This is a genomic window from Vreelandella janggokensis, assembly GCF_031451615.1.
In the GTDB taxonomy this organism is placed as follows: domain Bacteria; phylum Pseudomonadota; class Gammaproteobacteria; order Pseudomonadales; family Halomonadaceae; genus Vreelandella; species Vreelandella janggokensis.
Window position 1 is genome coordinate 140,578 of record NZ_JARWAJ010000005.1, and the last position, 17,453, is coordinate 158,030.

Consider the following 17,453-nt stretch of genomic DNA (forward strand, 5'->3'; position numbering starts at 1 on the left):
AAAACCGACCCACAAGGGGTCGGTTTTGGCGTTGACGAGGTGTAGCAAAAGGGAATTACTCTTCTGCAACGGCCTCTTCAACCACCGGACGATCGACAAGCTCAACGAATGCCATGGGCGCATTGTCGCCGGTACGATAACCGCACTTGAGAATACGGACATAACCGCCCGGACGCTCGGCGTAACGCGGACCCAACTCGTTGAACAGTTTGCCGACGGCTTCTTTGGAGCGCGTGCGGGCAAATGCCAAACGGCGGTTGGCAACGCTATCCTGCTTAGACAAGGTGATCAGCGGCTCGATGACGCGACGCAGCTCCTTGGCTTTGGGCAGGGTTGTCTTGATAACTTCATGTTCGACCAGCGAGACAGACATGTTCTTGAACATGGCCTGCCGATGCGAGCTGGTACGATTCAGATGACGACCACTCTTACGATGACGCATGGTTGTAATTCCTTACCAAACTGGGACTCGAGTCGACACTCACGCGGAGGCCTTGTCGTCCTTCAGGCTAGCCGGCGGCCAATTTTCCAACCGCATGCCTAGGGACAAGCCGCGCGCCGCCAATACATCCTTGATTTCATTCAAGGACTTTTTACCGAGGTTCGGGGTCTTCAACAGCTCAACTTCAGTGCGCTGAATCAGATCACCGATATAATAGATATTCTCGGCTTTCAGGCAGTTCGCGCTGCGAACGGTCAACTCAAGATCGTCTACGGGGCGCAATAGGATCGGATCAACGTGATCCTCTTCCTCTTCGACTTCCTGCTCTTTATCTGCTTCCAGGTCGACGAAGGCGGCCAGCTGCTCTTGCAGGATGGTCGCACTGCGGCGGATAGCCTCTTCCGGATCCAGAGTACCGTCGGTTTCCAGATCGATAATCAGCTTATCGAGGTCGGTCCGCTGTTCGACACGAGCAGCTTCGACCGCGTAGGAAACTCGGCGGACAGGGCTGAAGGTAGCATCCAGCTGCAGGCGGCCAATGGCACGGGACTCTTCATCAGAGCCACGAGCGTCAGCCGGTTCGTAGCCACGACCCAGTGCTACCTTAAGCTGAATCTTCAGCTCGGCACCTTCATTGACGTGTGCAATGACGTGGTCCGGGTTGACGATTTCGACGCTATGATCAAGTGCAATGTCGCCAGCGGTGACGACGGCTGGGCCCTGCTTGTTCAGCGAGAGCACCGCCTCATCGCGGCTGTGCATCTTGATCGCAACATCTTTCAAGTTCAGGAGGATTTCAATGACATCTTCCTGCACCCCTTCGAGAGCACTATATTCGTGCTCGACACCCGCAATCTCAGCCTCTACCACGGCACAGCCGGGCATGGATGAAAGCAGAATGCGACGCAGTGCATTCCCCAGGGTGTGGCCAAAGCCGCGCTCGAACGGTTCGAGTACGATCTTGGCATGATGTGCGCTGATTTCTTCGACCTTGATGTCACGAGGACGGAGAAACTCTGTCACTGAACGCTGCATATGAACACCTTTCAGGCTGCCAAACGGATACTTGGTACTCGGTACGACCTGGTGCTGGCCTTAAACCGGCACCAGGTCGACAAGAAACAGAAAACTGCTTACTTGGAGTACAGCTCGACGATCAGGTTTTCGTTGATGTCGGCAGACAGGTCACCGCGTTCAGGCAGAGCCTTGAAAGTGCCTTCCATCTTCTTGGCGTCGGTTTCGATCCACGCCACATCACCACGGTTGGCCGCAATGGACAACGCGTTTTGAATGCGAGCCTGGTTCTTCGCCTTTTCGCGAATGGAAACAACGTCGCCCGGCTTCACTTGATAGGAAGCTATGTTAACGCTGCGACCGTTCACGCTAATCGCCTTGTGGCTGACCAGCTGACGCGCTTCAGAGCGAGTCGAGCCGAAGCCCATACGGTAGACGACGTTATCCAGTCGGGATTCGAGCAACTGCAATAATACTTCACCGGTCGCGCCTTTCAGGCGAGCGGCTTCTTTGTAGTAGTTACGGAACTGTTTTTCGAGTACGCCGTACATACGACGTACTTTTTGCTTCTCGCGAAGCTGCAAGCCGTAGTCTGAAAGACGTTGACGGCGCTGGCCGTGTACACCCGGAATCTGCTCGGATTTACACTTTTTCTCGAAGGGAGTCACACCACTCTTCAAAAAGAGGTCGGTGCCTTCACGACGAGACAGTTTGCACTTCGGTCCAATATAACGAGCCATGAATCTGTCTCCTTAAACGCGGCGTTTCTTCGGCGGACGGCAGCCATTATGGGGGATGGGCGTCGCGTCGATAATGCTTTGCACGCGGAAGCCGGCGGCATTCAGTGCGCGCACGGCGGATTCACGACCGGGACCTGGGCCTTTGACCAGCACGTCTACGTTTTTCACACCATACTCGGCTGCAGCAGTTGCTGCACGTTCACTTGCCACTTGAGCAGCGAACGGGGTGCTCTTGCGAGAACCACGAAAACCCGAACCACCGGCAGTCGCCCATGACAGAGCGTTGCCCTGGCGGTCTGTGATCGTCACGATCGTGTTGTTAAAAGAGGCATGGATATGCGCTACGGCATCCACTACCTGCTTTTTAACCTTTTTACGGTTACTACGCGGGTTAGCCATGTTGATGTCTATTCCTGTCTTTACGCCAGAACGTGCGTGTTATTTGCGGATCGGCTTACGCGGGCCCTTACGGGTACGCGCGTTAGTCTTAGTCCGCTGACCACGCAGCGGAAGACTACGACGATGACGCAGACCACGGAAACAACCTAAGTCCATGAGACGCTTAATGTTAAGCGTGACATCACGACGAAGGTCGCCCTCTACGGTGTACTTACCAACTTCAGAACGCAGGGTGTCGACTTCTTCAGAAGACAGGTCCTGGATCTTGGCAGTCGGCGCGATACCGGCAGCAACACAGATGTGCTCTGCACGTGTACGGCCAATCCCGAAGATATAGGTCAGCGAGATCGCCGCATGCTTGTTGTCCGGGATATTGACGCCTGCAATACGGGCCATCAGCTTACTCCGAAATTTGAGCGGCTTGCTCGTTAATCATCTTTAAAAGGCGCAACAGCATACCCCCTTTGTACACCCGAAGGCAAGGGGTATGCCGGCACCCGCTTAATACAGACCAGGAAATTAACCCTGGCGCTGCTTGTGCCGCGGTTCGATGCAGATGACGCGGACTGCGCCATTGCGACGAATAATCTTGCAGTTACGGCACATTTTCTTTACGGAAGCTCGAACTTTCATCGTTCTCTCCAATACGGACGGCAGGCGCCTTAGCGCATGATGCCGCCACTACCGTAGCCTTTCAGGTTGGACTTCTTCATCACTGAGTCATATTGATGCGACATGAGATGCGATTGCACCTGGGCCATGAAGTCCATGATAACCACGACCACGATCAGAAGCGAGGTACCACCAAAGAAGAACGGTACGTTCCACGCTACGATCAGGAACTGGGGCATCAGGGAAACCGCAGTGATGTACAAGGCACCAAACAACGTTAAACGCGTCATGACCTTGTCAATATAGCGAGCGGTCTGCTCGCCAGGACGAATACCCGGCAGGAATGCACCTGACTTTTTCAGATTGTCAGCTACGTCCTTAGGGTTGAAGACCAGCGCTGTGTAAAAGAAGCAGAAGAATACCACTGCCGCCCCAAAAAGCAAGATGTAAAGCGGTTGGCCGGGACCTAATGCTTGCGAGGCACGCTGCAACCACTCCATGCCATCACCTGAACCCACCCATTGGCCGATTGAAGCCGGGAAGAGCAGGATACTGGAGGCGAAAATGGCTGGAATGACCCCCGCCATGTTCACTTTCAATGGCAGGTAGCTGCTTTGCCCTGCATACATCTTGTTGCCGACTTGGCGCCGCGGGTAATTCACTTTAAGGCGGCGTTGACCGCGTTCAATGAACACCACGAACGCAACAGTCGCGATACCCAGTGCCGATAGCGCTAACAGTGGCAGTACGTTCCAGGCCCCTTCGTTGCGAGCCAATTCAAACGCCTGACCTGCCGCACTGGGCAGCCCAGCCACAATACCGGCAAAGATCAGCAACGAAATACCGTTGCCAATGCCTTTCTCGGTAATTTGCTCACCTAGCCACATCATGAATACCGCACCCGATACGAACGTAATCACGGCGGTAAAATAGAAGCTGAAGTCAGCGGTGTACGCGATACCCTGGCTAGCCAGACCGACAGACATACCGACAGCCTGAATAAACGCCAGTAGCACCGTACCGTAGCGGGTGTACTGGCTAATCTTGCGGCGGCCGGCCTCACCTTCCTTCTTGAGCTGTTCAAGATGGGGAGAGACCGCAGTCATCAGCTGCATGATAATCGACGCCGAAATATAGGGCATTATGCCCAGGGCGAGGACACTCATGCGCTCCAGCGCACCACCCGAGAACATGTTGAACATGCCCAGAATGGTGCCCTGTTGCTCCCTGAACAAGGCAGCAAGCTGGTCAGGATTGATACCGGGAACGGGAATGTGGGCACCAATACGGTACACCACGATGGCGAGGAGCACGAAGCGCAAACGCGCCCACAGTTCACTCAGACCGCTGCCCATCGCCGGCATGTTTCCTGACTTGGCCATTTAGTCCTCTACCTTGCCGCCAGCGGCTTCGATCGCTTCACGGGCACCTTTGGTGACCTTGATGCCGCGAACGGTAACCGCTTTTTTCAGTTCGCCAGAAAGGATGATCTTCGCGTGTAGCGTTGCATCCTTCAGCACGTTTGCCTGCTTCAGCGTCTCGAGTGTCACCTCTTCGCCGGCCACTTGGGCCAGCTCAGCCAGGCGAACCTCTTCCGAGACCATCGACTTGGCCGAGGTGAAACCAAATTTCGGCAGACGACGCTGCAACGGCATCTGACCGCCTTCGAAACCTGGCTTGACGCTGCCACCGCTGCGTGCTTTCTGACCTTTGTGGCCTCGGCCACCGGTCTTGCCCAGACCGGAACCGATACCACGACCAACGCGCTTTGCAGCGTGTTTAGAGCCCGCTGCCGGGCTCAAGGTATTGAGTTTCATGGATTACTCTCCCTCAACGCGCACAAGGTAGTTAACCTTGTGGATCATGCCGCGTACGGCAGGGGTGTCTTCCAGCTCAACCGAATGACCGATGCGACGCAGACCCAGGCCGTTGATAGTCGCCTTGTGCCTGGGCTGAACGCCGATGGTGCTGCGGATCTGGGTAACCTTGATCGTTGCTGCCATGGTGCCTTACCCCGTGATCGCTTCGACAGACAGGCCGCGCTTGGCGGCCACGTCATCCGGTGCTTGCATGGAAGCGAGACCTTTAACAGTCGCTCGCACCACGTTAACCGGGTTAGTGGAACCGTAGCACTTGGCCAGTACGTCATGGACACCAGCGAGCTCCAATACAGAGCGCATGGCGCCACCGGCGATAATGCCGGTACCTTCAGAGGCTGGCTGCATGTATACCTTGGAAGCACCGTGACGGGCTTTAACCGGGTATTGCAGCGTATGGCCTGAAAGGTTGACCTTGACCATGTTGCGACGAGCTTGGTCCATGGCTTTCTGAATCGCGATCGGCACTTCACGCGCCTTACCACGACCGAAACCAACACGACCTTTACCATCACCAACGACGGTCAGTGCGGTGAAGCCGAAAATACGACCACCTTTGACCACCTTGGCGACGCGGTTGACCTGCACAAGTTTTTCCTGCAGATCACCGCTTTGCTGTTCGTTCTTCGCCATCGTAAAAACCCTTTAGAATTCCAGGCCGCCTTCACGCGCGGCGTCGGCCAGAGCCTTGACGCGACCGTGATACTTAAAGCCAGCACGGTCGAAGGCCACCTGGGTGATGCCTGCTTCTTTAGCGCGTTCGGCAATCAGTTCGCCGACTTTCGTAGCGGCTTCCGAGTTACCAGTCGCACCCTCGCGCAGTGCTTTGTCCAGCGTAGATGCGCTAGCCAACACTTTGCCACCATCCGGCGAGATAATCTGCGCATAGATGTGACGCGGGGTACGGTTGACGCACAGGCGATACACGCCCAGCTCGCGGATCTTGGCGCGAGCACGGCGGGCACGACGGAGACGAGATTCTTTCTTCGCGTTCATAACCCTGCCTTACTTCTTCTTGGCTTCTTTGCGACGCACCTGCTCGTCGGCGTACCGAACACCCTTGCCTTTATACGGCTCGGGGGGACGGAAGGCGCGGATTTCCGCGGCGCACTGACCGAGCTGCTGCTTGTCCGCGCTTTTCAGCACGATCACGGTGTTTTTCGGCGTTTCCGCTGAGACACCTTCAGGCAGTTCGTAGTCGACCGGGTGCGAGAAGCCCAGTGAAAGATTGAGCGTCTGGCCCTTAACTTGGGCACGATAACCGACGCCAACAATTTCGAGAGTTCGTGTAAAACCCTCGGATACGCCCGTCACCAGGTTCTGAACCAAGGCGCGGGTTGTACCGGCCATTGCCCAGCTCTTGGCAGATTCACTCGGGGCGAAGGTCAGCTGGCCATCTTCTTGAGCCACTACCACATCGTGGTGAATGGTCATTGACAGCGTGCCCTGGCCGCCCTTGGCGGTCAGCTGGTCGGCATCGATTTTGATCTCAACGCCGGCAGGCACTTTAACCGGATATTTCGCTATGCGGGACATTCCAGCCTCCTAGAATACGGTGCAGATGACTTCGCCACCAACACCCGCCTGGCGAGCAGCACGATCGGTCATCACCCCATTGGAGGTGGTAACGATCGCAATACCCAGACCGTCGGCGACCTTAGGCAGGTTGTCCTTGCCCATGTAACGGCGCAAAGACGGCTTGGAAACCCGCTGGATATGGTCGATAACCGGCTTGCCCTCAAAGTACTTGAGAGTCACGGTTAATTCGGGCTTGGTGCTTTCAGCCACCGTGAAATCGGTGATGTAGCCCTCTTCTTTCAGCACGCGGGCCACTTCCACTTTCAACTTGGAAGACGGCATGGTGACCGTCTCCTTGGTGGCCATCTGCGCATTGCGGATACGGGTAAACATATCCGCCAGAGTGTCTTGCATGCTCATTTAATGTGCGCTCCTGATGATTCTACGTGGCGTTACCAACTGGACTTTTTCAGACCAGGAACGTCGCCACGCATGGCGGCTTCACGCAGCTTGTTACGGCCGAGGCCGAACTTGTTGTAAAAACCGTGCGGACGGCCTGTGACACGGCAGCGATTACGCTGACGTACCGGGCTTGAGTCGCGCGGCAGTTGCTGCAGCTTCAGCGTCGCCTCGAAGCGATCTTCCTCAGAAGCGTTCACATCTACGATGATTGCCTTGAGCTCAGCGCGCTTGGCCGCATACTTCTCGACCAGCTTGGTGCGCTTTAGCTCACGCTCTACCATGCTTTTTTTAGCCATGATCCAACCCTTATTTCTTGAACGGGAAGTTCAGCGCGGTTAGTAGCGCGCGACCTTCCTCGTCGGTGTTGGCGGTAGTGGTGATAGTGACGTCCAACCCACGGATACGATCGATCTTATCATACTCGATCTCCGGGAAGATGATCTGTTCACGCACACCCATGGAGTAGTTGCCGCGACCGTCGAAGGACTTCGGGTTGAGACCACGGAAGTCACGCACGCGAGGAATCGCGATGTTGACCAGACGGTCCAGAAAGTCCCACATACGCTCAGCGCGCAGTGTTACCTTGATACCGATCGGCCAACCTTCACGCACCTTGAAGCCCGCGATGGACTTGCGTGCCTTGGTCACCAGCGGCTTTTGACCGGACAACATCTCCAGGTCGCCGATGGCATTGTCGATCAGCTTTTTATCGCTGACCGCATCGCCGATACCCATATTAAGCGTCACTTTCGTGATGCGGGGTACCTGCATTACGTTGGCGTAGCTGAACTGCTCTTTGAGCTGTGCTACGACCTCGTTTTGATAACGTTCTTTCAAGTTCGCCATTTTGCTACCCGACTCGCGTTAGGCGTCGATCTGCGTCTGCGTCGACTTGTAGATACGTACCTTGGTACCGTCTTCCTTCACTTGGAAGCCGACGCGATCCGCCTTACCGGTCTCCGAATTGAAGATGGCTACGTTGGACGCGTGAATCGGAGCCTCACGCTCGACGATACCGCCCTGATTTCCCGCCATGGGATTTGGCTTGGTGTGACGTTTAATCATGTTCACACCGGACACCAAGAAACGGTTTTCTAGTACCCGCTTAACGGTGCCACGCTTGCCCTTATCCTTCCCGGCGATGACGATGACTTCATCGTCACGTTTGATTTTTTGCATATCCGCCTCGCTCCTTACAGCACTTCAGGCGCTAAGGAAATGATCTTCATGAACTTCTCGTTACGAAGCTCACGAGTGACCGGCCCGAAAATACGAGTACCGACTGGCTGTTCGTTGGTGTTATTCAACAAAACCGCCGCATTTCCATCGAAACGGATCAGCGAACCGTCGTTACGACGGACGCCACTACGGGTCCGGACCACAACCGCTTTCATGACCTGGCCTTTCTTGACCTTGCCACGCGGAATGGCTTCCTTCACCGTTACCTTGATGATGTCACCAATGCGAGCGTAACGACGGTGTGAACCGCCCAACACCTTGATGCACTGCACCCGGCGCGCTCCGCTGTTGTCGGCGACATCCAGCATTGTCTGAGTCTGAATCATCGGTTTTCTCCAAACCTAATCTGACTGCACTGGTTAAGCAGGTTCATGGGTTACCCCTTGGCCTGCTCGACCACCTCGATTAGCGCCCAGGCTTTCTTCTTGGAAAGCGGACGGCACTCCTCAATGGAAACCGTATCGCCTGCCTTAGCCTGGTTCGCCTCATCATGGGCGTGCAGCTTGGTGGAGCGCTTAACGTATTTTCCGTAGATCGGGTGACGCTCACGACGCTCGATCATTACGACGATGGACTTATCCATCTTGTCGCTCACCACCTTGCCGGTGAGCGTACGTGCTTTTTTCTCTTCGGCCATCTCAGTCACCTGCCTTCTCGTTGAGCACAGTCTTCACACGGGCAATATCCCGACGGACCTGCTTGAGCAGATGAGTCTGGCTCAGTTGGCCGGTGGCCTTCTGCATGCGCAGGTTGAACTGCTCGCGGAGGAGTTCGAGGAGCTGCTCATGGAGCTCTCCTGCGGACTTTTCACGAATTTCCTGGGCTTTCATCACATCACCGTCCGTTTCGCAAAGGTGGTGGATATGGGCATTTTCTGTGCGGCAAGCTCAAACGCTTCACGAGCGAGCTCTTCAGGCACACCTTCGATTTCATACAGGACCCGACCCGGCTGGATCTGGGCTACCCAGTATTCGACGGAGCCTTTACCTTTACCCATACGAACTTCGAGCGGCTTTTTGGAAATCGGCTTGTCAGGGAAAACGCGGATCCAAATCTTACCGCCACGTTTGACGTGACGTGTGATCGCACGACGGCCGGCTTCGATCTGGCGCGCAGTAACGCGACCACGACCGGTAGCTTTCAGACCGTACTCCCCGAAGCTGATCTTGCTTCCGCGATGCGCCAGGCCACGGTTGCGGCCTTTCTGCATCTTGCGGAATTTCATACGCTTGGGCTGTAACATCGACTCGCTCTCCCCTTACCTGGAACCTTTCTTCTTGGGCGCGTTGCCGGAAGGCTGCTGTTGCTTAGCCTTGGCACGAACTTCCTCGATACCGCCGAGGATTTCACCCTTGAAGATCCACACTTTGACGCCGATAACGCCATAGGTGGTGTGAGCTTCGTAAGTGGCGTAGTCAATGTCCGCACGCAACGTATGCAACGGAACACGACCTTCGCGGTACCATTCGGTACGTGCGATTTCAGCACCACCCAGACGACCTGACAGCTGAATCTTGATGCCGCCAGCGCCAAGACGCATGGCATTTTGCACCGCGCGCTTCATGGCACGACGGAACATCACACGACGCTCAAGCTGGCCCGCTACGTTAGCAGCGACGAGCTTGGCATCCAGCTCCGGCTTGCGAACTTCTTCGATGTTCACGTGAACAGGAACACCCATCAACTCGGTGAGATCGCGACGCAGACGGTCGACATCTTCACCTTTTTTACCAATCACGATACCCGGACGGGCAGTGTGAATGGTGATGCGGGCGTTGTTCGCCGGACGCTCGATGTGAATACGGCTAACGGAGGCGTTTTTGAGACGCTGCTCCAGGAAGCTTCGCACTTCGAGATCGTTATTGAGCTTATCGGCATATGCGCCGCGCTCGGCATACCAGACAGAAGCATGGTCTTTGACGATGCCCAGTCGAATGCCTGTTGGATTGACTTTCTGACCCATCGGTCGACTCCTACTTCTCGGCTACCTTGACGGTGATGTGGCAGGTGCGCTTCAAGATACGATCCGCCCGCCCCTTGGCGCGCGGCTTGATACGCTTGAGCGTCATGCCCTCATCGACGCAGATGGTCGAGACACGCAGCTCGTCAATGTCCATGCCGTTATTTTCTTCCGCGTTTGCAATAGCGGACTGAAGCACTTTCTTGACCAGTTGGGCAGCCTTCTTCGGTGAGAAGGTCAGCAGGTCGAGTGCCTCGGCGACAGGTTTACCGCGCACCTGATCAGCCACCAAACGGGCCTTCTGGGCGGATAATCCGGCGCCACGCAGCTTAGCTGTGACTTCCATCTCTCAATCCTCTTTGGCTTACCGTTTGGCTTTCTTGTCCGCCACGTGCCCGCGATAAGTGCGAGTGGCAGCGAATTCGCCTAGCTTGTGACCAACCATTTCCTCGGAAACGTGCACCGGGACGTGTTGGCGACCATTATGGACTGCGATGGTCAGACCCACCATGTTTGGCAGGATCATCGAACGACGCGACCAGGTCTTGATCGGTTTGCGATCGTTCTTTTCCACTGCAGCCTCTACCTTCTTCAAAAGATGAAGGTCAATGAAAGGACCTTTCTTTAGTGAACGTGGCACAGCCGTTACCTCTTAATGTCTTGGCAATTTAGATCAGCTACGAGCCTTGCGGCGACGTACGATCAGCTTGTCGGTGCGCTTGTTCTTACGCGTCTTATAACCCTTGGTCGGCACACCCCATGGAGTGACCGGGTTACGACCACCGCTGGTGCGGCCTTCACCACCACCGTGCGGGTGATCCACCGGGTTCATTGCGACACCGCGAACAGTCGGACGCACACCTCTCCAGCGCTTCGCACCGGCCTTGCCAAGTTGACGCAGGCTGTGCTCGGAGTTGCTCACTTCGCCCAGGGTCGCACGGCACTCAGCCAGCACCTTGCGCATCTCGCCGGAGCGAAGACGCAGGGTGGCGTAGTTGCCTTCACGCGCAACCAGCTGAGCGCTAGTACCGGCACTGCGAGCAATCTGCGCGCCTTTACCCGGCTTCAGTTCGATACCGTGAACGGTCGAACCCAGCGGAATGTTGCGCAGCGGCAAGGCATTGCCTTTTTTGATGGGCGCGTTGACACCAGATTCCAGCACGTCACCCGCGCTGACACCTTTCGGTGCGATGATGTAACGACGCTCGCCATCGGCGTATTTCAGCAGCGCAATGTGCGCACTGCGGTTCGGGTCGTGCTCCAGGCGCTCAACGGTGGCCGGAATGCCATCCTTGGTGCGCTTGAAGTCGATCAGCCGATAGTGATGACGGTGACCACCGCCCACGTGGCGGGTGGTGATGCGACCGTAGTTGTTACGGCCGCCGGACTTGGACTGTTTTTCCAAAAGCGGTGCATAGGCACGGCCTTTGTACAGTTCCTCGCCAACGATCTTGACGACGTGGCGACGACCGGCGGATGTGGGTTTGGTCTTGACGATTGCCATTATCCGTACTCCTGCCCTTATTCGGCGCCAGAGAAGTCTTCGAGCGTTTCACCCGCAGCGAGGGTTACATACGCTTTACGGTAACCCTTACGCAAGCCAACGCCGTTTGCAGTACGCTTGGTTTTACCCTTCACGTTCAGTACCTGAACGCTACCGACCTTCTTGCCGAAAAGTATTTCCACGGCCTTCTTGATCTCGGGCTTGGTAGCATCGGTTGCCACCTTAAAAACGTACTGGTTGCGCTCGGCAGCCATCGCGGCCTTCTCGGTCACGTGCGGTCCAAGCAGAACCTTGAATACGCGTTCCTGGTTCATGCCAGCTTCTCCTCGAATTTACGCAGGGCGGAGACGGTGACCAGGACCTTATCAAAGGCAACCAGGCTCACCGGGTCAGCGGCCGCAACATCCACCACATCAACGTGAGGAAGGTTGCGCGCGGCTAGATAGAGCTTTTCGTCAACGTCTTCGGTGACGATCAACACTTTCTCAAGGTTGAGCTCTTTCAGCTTGGCAGCGACCTGCTTGGTTTTCGGCGCTTCAACGTTGAACTCTTCAACCACGACCAGGCGCTCTTGACGTACCAGCTCTGACAAGATGGAGCGCATCGCGGCGCGATACATCTTGCGGTTCACCTTCTGGGTATAGTCTTGCGGACGCGCCGCGAAGGTGACACCGCCGCTACGCCAGATTGGCGAACGGATGGTACCGGCACGAGCACGGCCAGTCCCTTTCTGACGCCACGGCTTTTTACCACCACCGCGAACATCGGAACGGTTCTTTTGAGCACGGGTGCCCTGACGACCACCAGCCAAATAGGCAGTGACGACCTGGTGAACCAGCGCTTCGTTGAATTCTTTGCCAAAGGTGGCGTCGGCTACTTCAACGGTACCCGCGCCTGCAGCAAGATTCAGATTCATTGGTAATTATCCCCTTCAGCCTGCTTTAACGGCGCTGCGAACGATAACGTCACTACCGGTTGCACCCGGCACGGCGCCCTTGATCAGCAGCAGGTTACGCTCGGCGTCGACACGGACGATCTCTAGGCTCTGCACGGTGCAACGGGCGTTACCCATTTGACCGGCCATCTTTTTGCCTTTGAAAACGCGACCCGGGGTCTGACACATACCGATAGAACCCGGCGCGCGATGCGACAGCGAGTTACCATGGCTGTTGTCTTGGGTACGGAAGTTCCAGCGCTTAACGGCACCCTGGAAACCTTTACCCTTGGAGGTACCGGTCACATCGATCATCTGACCAGCTTCGAAGAGGGATACGGTGAGTTCGCCGCCGACTTCAGGAGCTTCTTCGCCATCTTCCAGACGAAACTCCATCAGTGAACGACCAGCCTCAACACCCGCCTTGGCAAATTGACCCGCCTGGGCTTTGCTGAGGTGTTTGGCCTTGCGAGAGCCGGTTGTTACCTGAACCGCCGCGTAACCGTCAGACTCGACAGATTTAACGCGTGTAACACGGTTAGGATCAACCTCAATAACGGTTACGGGCACTGATGCACCGTCTTCGGTAAAGACACGAGTCATCCCGGCCTTTTTACCGACTAAACCGATAGTCATTCTCAGTTCTCCTATAGTGTACGGGGCTATCACCCGCTATGGCTGCCCTTTCCAGAGCATTCCACTAGCACATTGTGTGGCGTCTCACGACGCGGCGGCTGCTGCTCAAGGTTATTTCGTAATGAGCGCTGGGCCGCAAGTGTCTAGTGTGATTAGTCGAGCTTGATTTGCACGTCTACGCCAGCGGCGAGATCGAGCTTCATCAGCGCATCAACGGTTTTCTCGGTCGGCTCAACAATGTCGAGCACACGCTTGTGCGTACGAATCTCATACTGGTCACGCGCGTCCTTGTTGACGTGCGGCGAGATCAGAATGGTGTAGCGCTCGCGGTTGGTTGGCAGCGGAATCGGACCACGAACCTGAGCACCAGTACGCTTAGCGGTTTCAACAATCTCCGCTGTGGACTGATCGATCAGGCGATGGTCGAACGCTTTCAACCGAATGCGAATCTTTTGGTTCTGCATTTGCCCTAAACTCCAATGGATGTCGACGGCGCGAGCCGTCTACCCACGCATTCAAAGGATGCGCATTATAGGCACGCCAAAAGCCCATGTCAAACATTTGCTAGAGGTGCGCAGAAAAGGGGGCTCAAACGAGCCCCCTTTCACATTCAGCGAATCAACTTACTGAATGATTTTGGCCACAACGCCAGCGCCAACGGTACGGCCGCCTTCACGAATCGCGAAGCGCAAACCTTCGTCCATGGCGATCGGAGCGATCAGGGTGACAACCATTTTCACGTTGTCGCCCGGCATGACCATCTCAACGCCTTCCGGCAGTTCACAGGTACCGGTGACGTCAGTGGTACGGAAGTAGAACTGCGGACGGTAGCCCTTGAAGAAAGGCGTGTGACGACCACCTTCTTCTTTGGACAGTACGTAGACTTCTGCTTCAAAGACGGTGTGCGGGGTGATGGTGCCGGTTTTCGCCAGAACCTGACCACGCTCAACGTCATCACGCTTGGTACCACGCAGCAGGGCGCCAACGTTCTCGCCTGCACGACCTTCGTCGAGCAGCTTACGGAACATTTCAACACCGGTAACGACCGTCTTGGTCGTGTCGCGCATACCGACGATTTCAACTTCTTCGCCCGCCTTGATGATGCCGCGCTCTACACGACCTGTAACAACAGTACCACGGCCAGAGATAGAGAATACGTCCTCGATCGGCATCAGGAACGGCTGATCGATGGCACGCTCAGGCTCCGGAATGTACTCATCCAAGGCCTTGATCAGGTTGGCAACGGCAGTCGTACCCATGCCGTTGTCGTCCTTGCCTTCCAGAGCCATCAACGCAGAACCAGTGATGATCGGCGTGTCGTCACCCGGGAAATCGTACTGGTCGAGAAGTTCACGAACTTCCATTTCAACCAGCTCGAGCAGCTCTTCGTCATCGACCATGTCCGCCTTGTTCAGGAACACAACGATGAACGGAACGCCTACCTGGCGAGACAGCAGGATGTGCTCACGCGTTTGCGGCATCGGGCCGTCGGCGGCAGAACATACCAGGATTGCGCCGTCCATCTGCGCAGCACCGGTGATCATGTTCTTGACGTAGTCGGCGTGCCCCGGGCAGTCAACGTGTGCGTAGTGACGCGTCTCGGACTGGTACTCCACGTGAGACGTCGCGATGGTGATACCGCGCTCACGCTCTTCCGGCGCGTTATCGATGGCGTCGAACTCACTCCAGTCACCACCGAATACTTCAGCGGAAACGCGGGTCAAGGCCGCAGTCAGAGTCGTTTTACCGTGGTCGACGTGACCAATGGTGCCGACGTTGATATGCGGTTTGGAACGTTCAAATTTTTCCTTAGCCACTGCTATAACCTCTTTACGTTAGCTAACGGTTAACCGTTTTGGTTGATGACGGCTTCAACGACGCTGGAGGGCGCCTCCTCGTACTTCGCGAACTCCATAGAGTAGCTCGCACGGCCCTGGGTTTGCGAGCGGAGATCGGTTGCATAACCGAACATCTCACCCAGCGGCACCGTTGCACGAATGATTTTACCAGACGAGGAATCATCCATGCCCTGGACCAGGCCGCGACGACGGTTCAGGTCGCCCATGACGTCACCCATAAACTCTTCGGGGGTCACGACTTCGACCTTCATCACCGGCTCCAGCAGCACGGCCTTGGCTTTCCTGGCACCTTCTTTCACTGCCATAGAAGAAGCAATCTTGAACGCAGTCTCGTTGGAGTCCACGTCGTGATAGGAGCCATCAAACAGCGTCACTTTAACGTCAATCATCGGGTAACCCGCAATGACGCCATTTTTCAGCTGCTCGTATGCCCCTTTCTCTACTGCCGGGATGTATTCCTTGGGAACCACACCACCGACGATTTCCGAGTTGAATTTGAAGAAGATTTCATCATCCCCTTCGCCTTTCTCCTCGTAGGTCAACGGCTCGATACGCATGATAACGTGACCGTATTGACCACGACCGCCAGACTGGCGTACGAACTTGCCTTCCTGCTCGACGCTGCCGCGAATCGTTTCACGGTAGGCCACCTGCGGCTTACCGATATTGGCTTCTACCTTGAACTCGCGACGCATACGGTCGACAAGAATATCGAGGTGAAGCTCGCCCATTCCCGAAATGATCGTCTGACCAGTCTCTTCGTCGGTTTTCACCTGGAAGGACGGGTCTTCCTGGGCCAATTTACCCAGAGCAACACCCATCTTTTCCTGGTCAGCCTTGGACTTCGGCTCAACCGCTACCGAGATAACCGGGTCGGGGAATTCCATACGCTCAAGCACGATCTTGTGATTGATATCACACAGGGTGTCCCCGGTGGTGACATCTTTCAGACCGATACAAGCCGCGATATCGCCCGCGCGTACTTCCTTGATTTCTTCGCGCGAATTCGAGTGCATCTGAACGATACGTCCAACACGCTCTTTCTTGCTCTTGACCGAGTTATAGACGCCATCACCAGAATTCAAAACGCCCGAGTAGACGCGAATAAACGTCAGGGTACCCACAAAGGGGTCGGTGGCAATCTTGAACGCCAAGGCAGCAAACGGCTGATTATCGTCCGCTTCACGGGTATCGATAGTACCGTCTTTATCATCAAGCTCGCCTTCGATCGCCTTGACTTCAGTCGGCGACGGCATGTACTCGATGACGCAGTCCAGCACTGCTTGAACGCCCTTGTTCTTGAAGGCGGAACCGCAGGTGATGAGGACGATTTCGTTAGCCAGGGTGCGCGCACGCAGACCTGCCTTGATCTCTTCGATGGTCAACTCACCACCTTCGAGATACTTTTCCATCAACTCATCAGAACCTTCTGCCGCGGCTTCGACCATCTGCTCTCGATAGGTTTCTGCCGTTTCGACCAGCTCTTCGGGAATATCAACCAGGTCATAATTCATGCCCAGGTTCTCTTCGTCCCAAAGGATGCCCTTCATCTGGATCAGGTCGATGACGCCCTTGAAGTTCTCTTCCGTGCCCCAGTTGATCTGGATGGGCACGGCATTGGCACCCAGGCGCTCTTTCAACTGGTCGACGACCATGAAGTAGTCGGCACCGGTCCGGTCCATCTTGTTGACGAAGACCATGCGCGGCACTTCGTACTTGTTGGCTTGGCGCCATACTGTCTCGGTCTGCGGCTGAACGCCGGAAGAACCGCACAGTACGACAACCGCCCCATCAAGTACGCGCAGGGAACGCTCAACTTCGATGGTGAAGTCAACGTGCCCCGGTGTGTCGATGATGTTGATGCGGTGCTCAGGAAACTGCTTGCTCATGCCCTGCCAGAAACAGGTCGTAGCAGCTGAGGTGATAGTAATACCACGCTCCTGCTCCTGCTCCATCCAGTCCATGGTCGCCGCACCGTCATGCACCTCACCCACTTTGTGGGAAAGGCCGGTGTAGAACAGTACACGCTCAGTCGTCGTGGTTTTACCCGCGTCGACGTGAGCGACGATACCGATATTACGGTAACGATTTAGTGGAGTCTTGCGTGCCACGGTGGAACTCCCGTTTGTTGGCGATGCTCGTGAATCTGGAGGTGCATTTTTTGCTTATGCCACCGCCGCCATCAATCATGATAGCGGCGGCATCTTGCAACTGACGCTCACTGATCTCGACACGGCGCAGTAGCAAAAAAGCATCT

At 55.8% G+C, this 17,453-nt stretch carries 30 protein-coding genes; all 30 read right to left on the reverse strand.

The window, feature by feature from the left end; translation table 11 throughout:
* Nucleotides 1-55: 55 nt before the first annotated feature.
* Nucleotides 56-442: a 50S ribosomal protein L17 gene (gene rplQ, locus QC816_RS14350; RefSeq protein ID WP_074397824.1), complete on the reverse strand. Its 387-nt coding sequence runs from the start codon at nt 440-442 to the stop codon at nt 56-58.
* 39 nt (nt 443-481) lie between these two features.
* Nucleotides 482-1,477: a DNA-directed RNA polymerase subunit alpha gene (locus QC816_RS14355; RefSeq protein WP_027337527.1), complete on the reverse strand. Its 996-nt coding sequence runs from the start codon at nt 1,475-1,477 to the stop codon at nt 482-484.
* A gap of 98 nt (nt 1,478-1,575) precedes the next feature.
* Entirely contained in the window at nt 1,576-2,196 is a 621-nt protein-coding gene (gene rpsD / locus QC816_RS14360; protein WP_085917623.1) for a 30S ribosomal protein S4, read from the reverse strand.
* A gap of 12 nt (nt 2,197-2,208) precedes the next feature.
* Nucleotides 2,209-2,595, reverse strand: coding sequence for a 30S ribosomal protein S11 (rpsK, locus tag QC816_RS14365; RefSeq protein WP_027337525.1), 387 nt, complete (start codon nt 2,593-2,595; stop codon nt 2,209-2,211).
* A gap of 39 nt (nt 2,596-2,634) precedes the next feature.
* Nucleotides 2,635-2,991: a 30S ribosomal protein S13 gene (gene rpsM / locus QC816_RS14370; protein WP_085917622.1), complete on the reverse strand. Its 357-nt coding sequence runs from the start codon at nt 2,989-2,991 to the stop codon at nt 2,635-2,637.
* 123 nt (nt 2,992-3,114) lie between these two features.
* Complete coding sequence (rpmJ, locus tag QC816_RS14375) at nt 3,115-3,228, reverse strand: 50S ribosomal protein L36 (RefSeq protein WP_009099023.1); 114 nt, start codon at nt 3,226-3,228, stop codon at nt 3,115-3,117.
* Nucleotides 3,229-3,257: 29 nt separating this feature from the next.
* On the reverse strand, nt 3,258-4,589 hold the full coding sequence (secY, locus tag QC816_RS14380; protein ID WP_085917621.1) for a preprotein translocase subunit SecY: 1,332 nt from the start codon (nt 4,587-4,589) through the stop codon (nt 3,258-3,260).
* The gene (gene rplO, locus QC816_RS14385; RefSeq protein WP_066318535.1) at nt 4,590-5,024 is read right to left on the reverse strand and encodes a 50S ribosomal protein L15; all 435 of its coding nucleotides are present in this window, start codon (nt 5,022-5,024) and stop codon (nt 4,590-4,592) included.
* A 3-nt stretch (nt 5,025-5,027) separates the two neighbouring features.
* Nucleotides 5,028-5,210 carry a 50S ribosomal protein L30 gene (rpmD, locus tag QC816_RS14390; RefSeq protein WP_066318538.1) on the reverse strand — a complete coding sequence of 61 codons (183 nt, stop codon included), beginning with the start codon at nt 5,208-5,210 and terminating at the stop codon, nt 5,028-5,030.
* Between the two features lie 6 nt (nt 5,211-5,216).
* On the reverse strand, nt 5,217-5,717 hold the full coding sequence (rpsE, locus tag QC816_RS14395) for a 30S ribosomal protein S5 (RefSeq protein WP_085917620.1): 501 nt from the start codon (nt 5,715-5,717) through the stop codon (nt 5,217-5,219).
* Between the two features lie 12 nt (nt 5,718-5,729).
* Nucleotides 5,730-6,080, reverse strand: coding sequence for a 50S ribosomal protein L18 (rplR, locus tag QC816_RS14400; protein ID WP_066318549.1), 351 nt, complete (start codon nt 6,078-6,080; stop codon nt 5,730-5,732).
* 9 nt (nt 6,081-6,089) lie between these two features.
* The gene (rplF, locus tag QC816_RS14405) at nt 6,090-6,620 is read right to left on the reverse strand and encodes a 50S ribosomal protein L6 (protein WP_085917619.1); all 531 of its coding nucleotides are present in this window, start codon (nt 6,618-6,620) and stop codon (nt 6,090-6,092) included.
* 9 nt (nt 6,621-6,629) lie between these two features.
* Complete coding sequence (gene rpsH / locus QC816_RS14410; protein ID WP_085917618.1) at nt 6,630-7,022, reverse strand: 30S ribosomal protein S8; 393 nt, start codon at nt 7,020-7,022, stop codon at nt 6,630-6,632.
* A gap of 32 nt (nt 7,023-7,054) precedes the next feature.
* Nucleotides 7,055-7,360, reverse strand: coding sequence for a 30S ribosomal protein S14 (gene rpsN, locus QC816_RS14415; protein WP_066318556.1), 306 nt, complete (start codon nt 7,358-7,360; stop codon nt 7,055-7,057).
* A gap of 10 nt (nt 7,361-7,370) precedes the next feature.
* Nucleotides 7,371-7,910 (reverse strand): 50S ribosomal protein L5, encoded by a 540-nt coding sequence (rplE, locus tag QC816_RS14420; protein WP_085917617.1) that lies wholly within the window; start codon nt 7,908-7,910, stop codon nt 7,371-7,373.
* A gap of 18 nt (nt 7,911-7,928) precedes the next feature.
* Nucleotides 7,929-8,243: a 50S ribosomal protein L24 gene (gene rplX / locus QC816_RS14425; RefSeq protein ID WP_007111996.1), complete on the reverse strand. Its 315-nt coding sequence runs from the start codon at nt 8,241-8,243 to the stop codon at nt 7,929-7,931.
* A 14-nt stretch (nt 8,244-8,257) separates the two neighbouring features.
* The gene (gene rplN, locus QC816_RS14430) at nt 8,258-8,629 is read right to left on the reverse strand and encodes a 50S ribosomal protein L14 (protein WP_066318559.1); all 372 of its coding nucleotides are present in this window, start codon (nt 8,627-8,629) and stop codon (nt 8,258-8,260) included.
* Nucleotides 8,630-8,679: 50 nt separating this feature from the next.
* Entirely contained in the window at nt 8,680-8,940 is a 261-nt protein-coding gene (gene rpsQ / locus QC816_RS14435) for a 30S ribosomal protein S17 (protein WP_066318561.1), read from the reverse strand.
* 1 nt (nt 8,941) lies between these two features.
* Nucleotides 8,942-9,133 (reverse strand): 50S ribosomal protein L29, encoded by a 192-nt coding sequence (rpmC, locus tag QC816_RS14440; RefSeq protein ID WP_066318563.1) that lies wholly within the window; start codon nt 9,131-9,133, stop codon nt 8,942-8,944.
* Nucleotides 9,133-9,546 carry a 50S ribosomal protein L16 gene (gene rplP, locus QC816_RS14445; RefSeq protein ID WP_066318565.1) on the reverse strand — a complete coding sequence of 138 codons (414 nt, stop codon included), beginning with the start codon at nt 9,544-9,546 and terminating at the stop codon, nt 9,133-9,135. The genes rpmC and rplP overlap by 1 nt, the downstream gene beginning before the upstream one ends.
* 15 nt (nt 9,547-9,561) lie before the next feature.
* Complete coding sequence (gene rpsC / locus QC816_RS14450) at nt 9,562-10,266, reverse strand: 30S ribosomal protein S3 (protein WP_066318566.1); 705 nt, start codon at nt 10,264-10,266, stop codon at nt 9,562-9,564.
* Nucleotides 10,267-10,276: 10 nt separating this feature from the next.
* A complete protein-coding gene (gene rplV, locus QC816_RS14455; RefSeq protein ID WP_027337512.1) occupies nt 10,277-10,609 on the reverse strand; it encodes a 50S ribosomal protein L22 in 333 nt (110 codons plus the stop codon).
* Nucleotides 10,610-10,627: 18 nt separating this feature from the next.
* Entirely contained in the window at nt 10,628-10,903 is a 276-nt protein-coding gene (gene rpsS, locus QC816_RS14460) for a 30S ribosomal protein S19 (protein WP_027337511.1), read from the reverse strand.
* 33 nt (nt 10,904-10,936) lie between these two features.
* Nucleotides 10,937-11,767, reverse strand: a complete 831-nt coding sequence (rplB, locus tag QC816_RS14465; protein ID WP_085917616.1) for a 50S ribosomal protein L2 — start codon at nt 11,765-11,767, stop codon at nt 10,937-10,939.
* A 17-nt stretch (nt 11,768-11,784) separates the two neighbouring features.
* Complete coding sequence (gene rplW, locus QC816_RS14470; RefSeq protein ID WP_199284443.1) at nt 11,785-12,081, reverse strand: 50S ribosomal protein L23; 297 nt, start codon at nt 12,079-12,081, stop codon at nt 11,785-11,787.
* A complete protein-coding gene (gene rplD / locus QC816_RS14475; RefSeq protein ID WP_066318576.1) occupies nt 12,078-12,683 on the reverse strand; it encodes a 50S ribosomal protein L4 in 606 nt (201 codons plus the stop codon). The genes rplW and rplD overlap by 4 nt, the downstream gene beginning before the upstream one ends.
* Nucleotides 12,684-12,698: 15 nt before the next feature.
* A complete protein-coding gene (rplC, locus tag QC816_RS14480; protein WP_066318578.1) occupies nt 12,699-13,337 on the reverse strand; it encodes a 50S ribosomal protein L3 in 639 nt (212 codons plus the stop codon).
* Between the two features lie 152 nt (nt 13,338-13,489).
* Nucleotides 13,490-13,801: a 30S ribosomal protein S10 gene (rpsJ, locus tag QC816_RS14485; RefSeq protein ID WP_009098983.1), complete on the reverse strand. Its 312-nt coding sequence runs from the start codon at nt 13,799-13,801 to the stop codon at nt 13,490-13,492.
* 159 nt (nt 13,802-13,960) lie between these two features.
* Nucleotides 13,961-15,154 carry an elongation factor Tu gene (gene tuf / locus QC816_RS14490; RefSeq protein ID WP_085917614.1) on the reverse strand — a complete coding sequence of 398 codons (1,194 nt, stop codon included), beginning with the start codon at nt 15,152-15,154 and terminating at the stop codon, nt 13,961-13,963.
* 29 nt (nt 15,155-15,183) lie between these two features.
* Nucleotides 15,184-17,307 (reverse strand): elongation factor G, encoded by a 2,124-nt coding sequence (gene fusA / locus QC816_RS14495; protein ID WP_085917613.1) that lies wholly within the window; start codon nt 17,305-17,307, stop codon nt 15,184-15,186.
* Between the last annotated feature and the right edge of the window lie 146 nt (nt 17,308-17,453).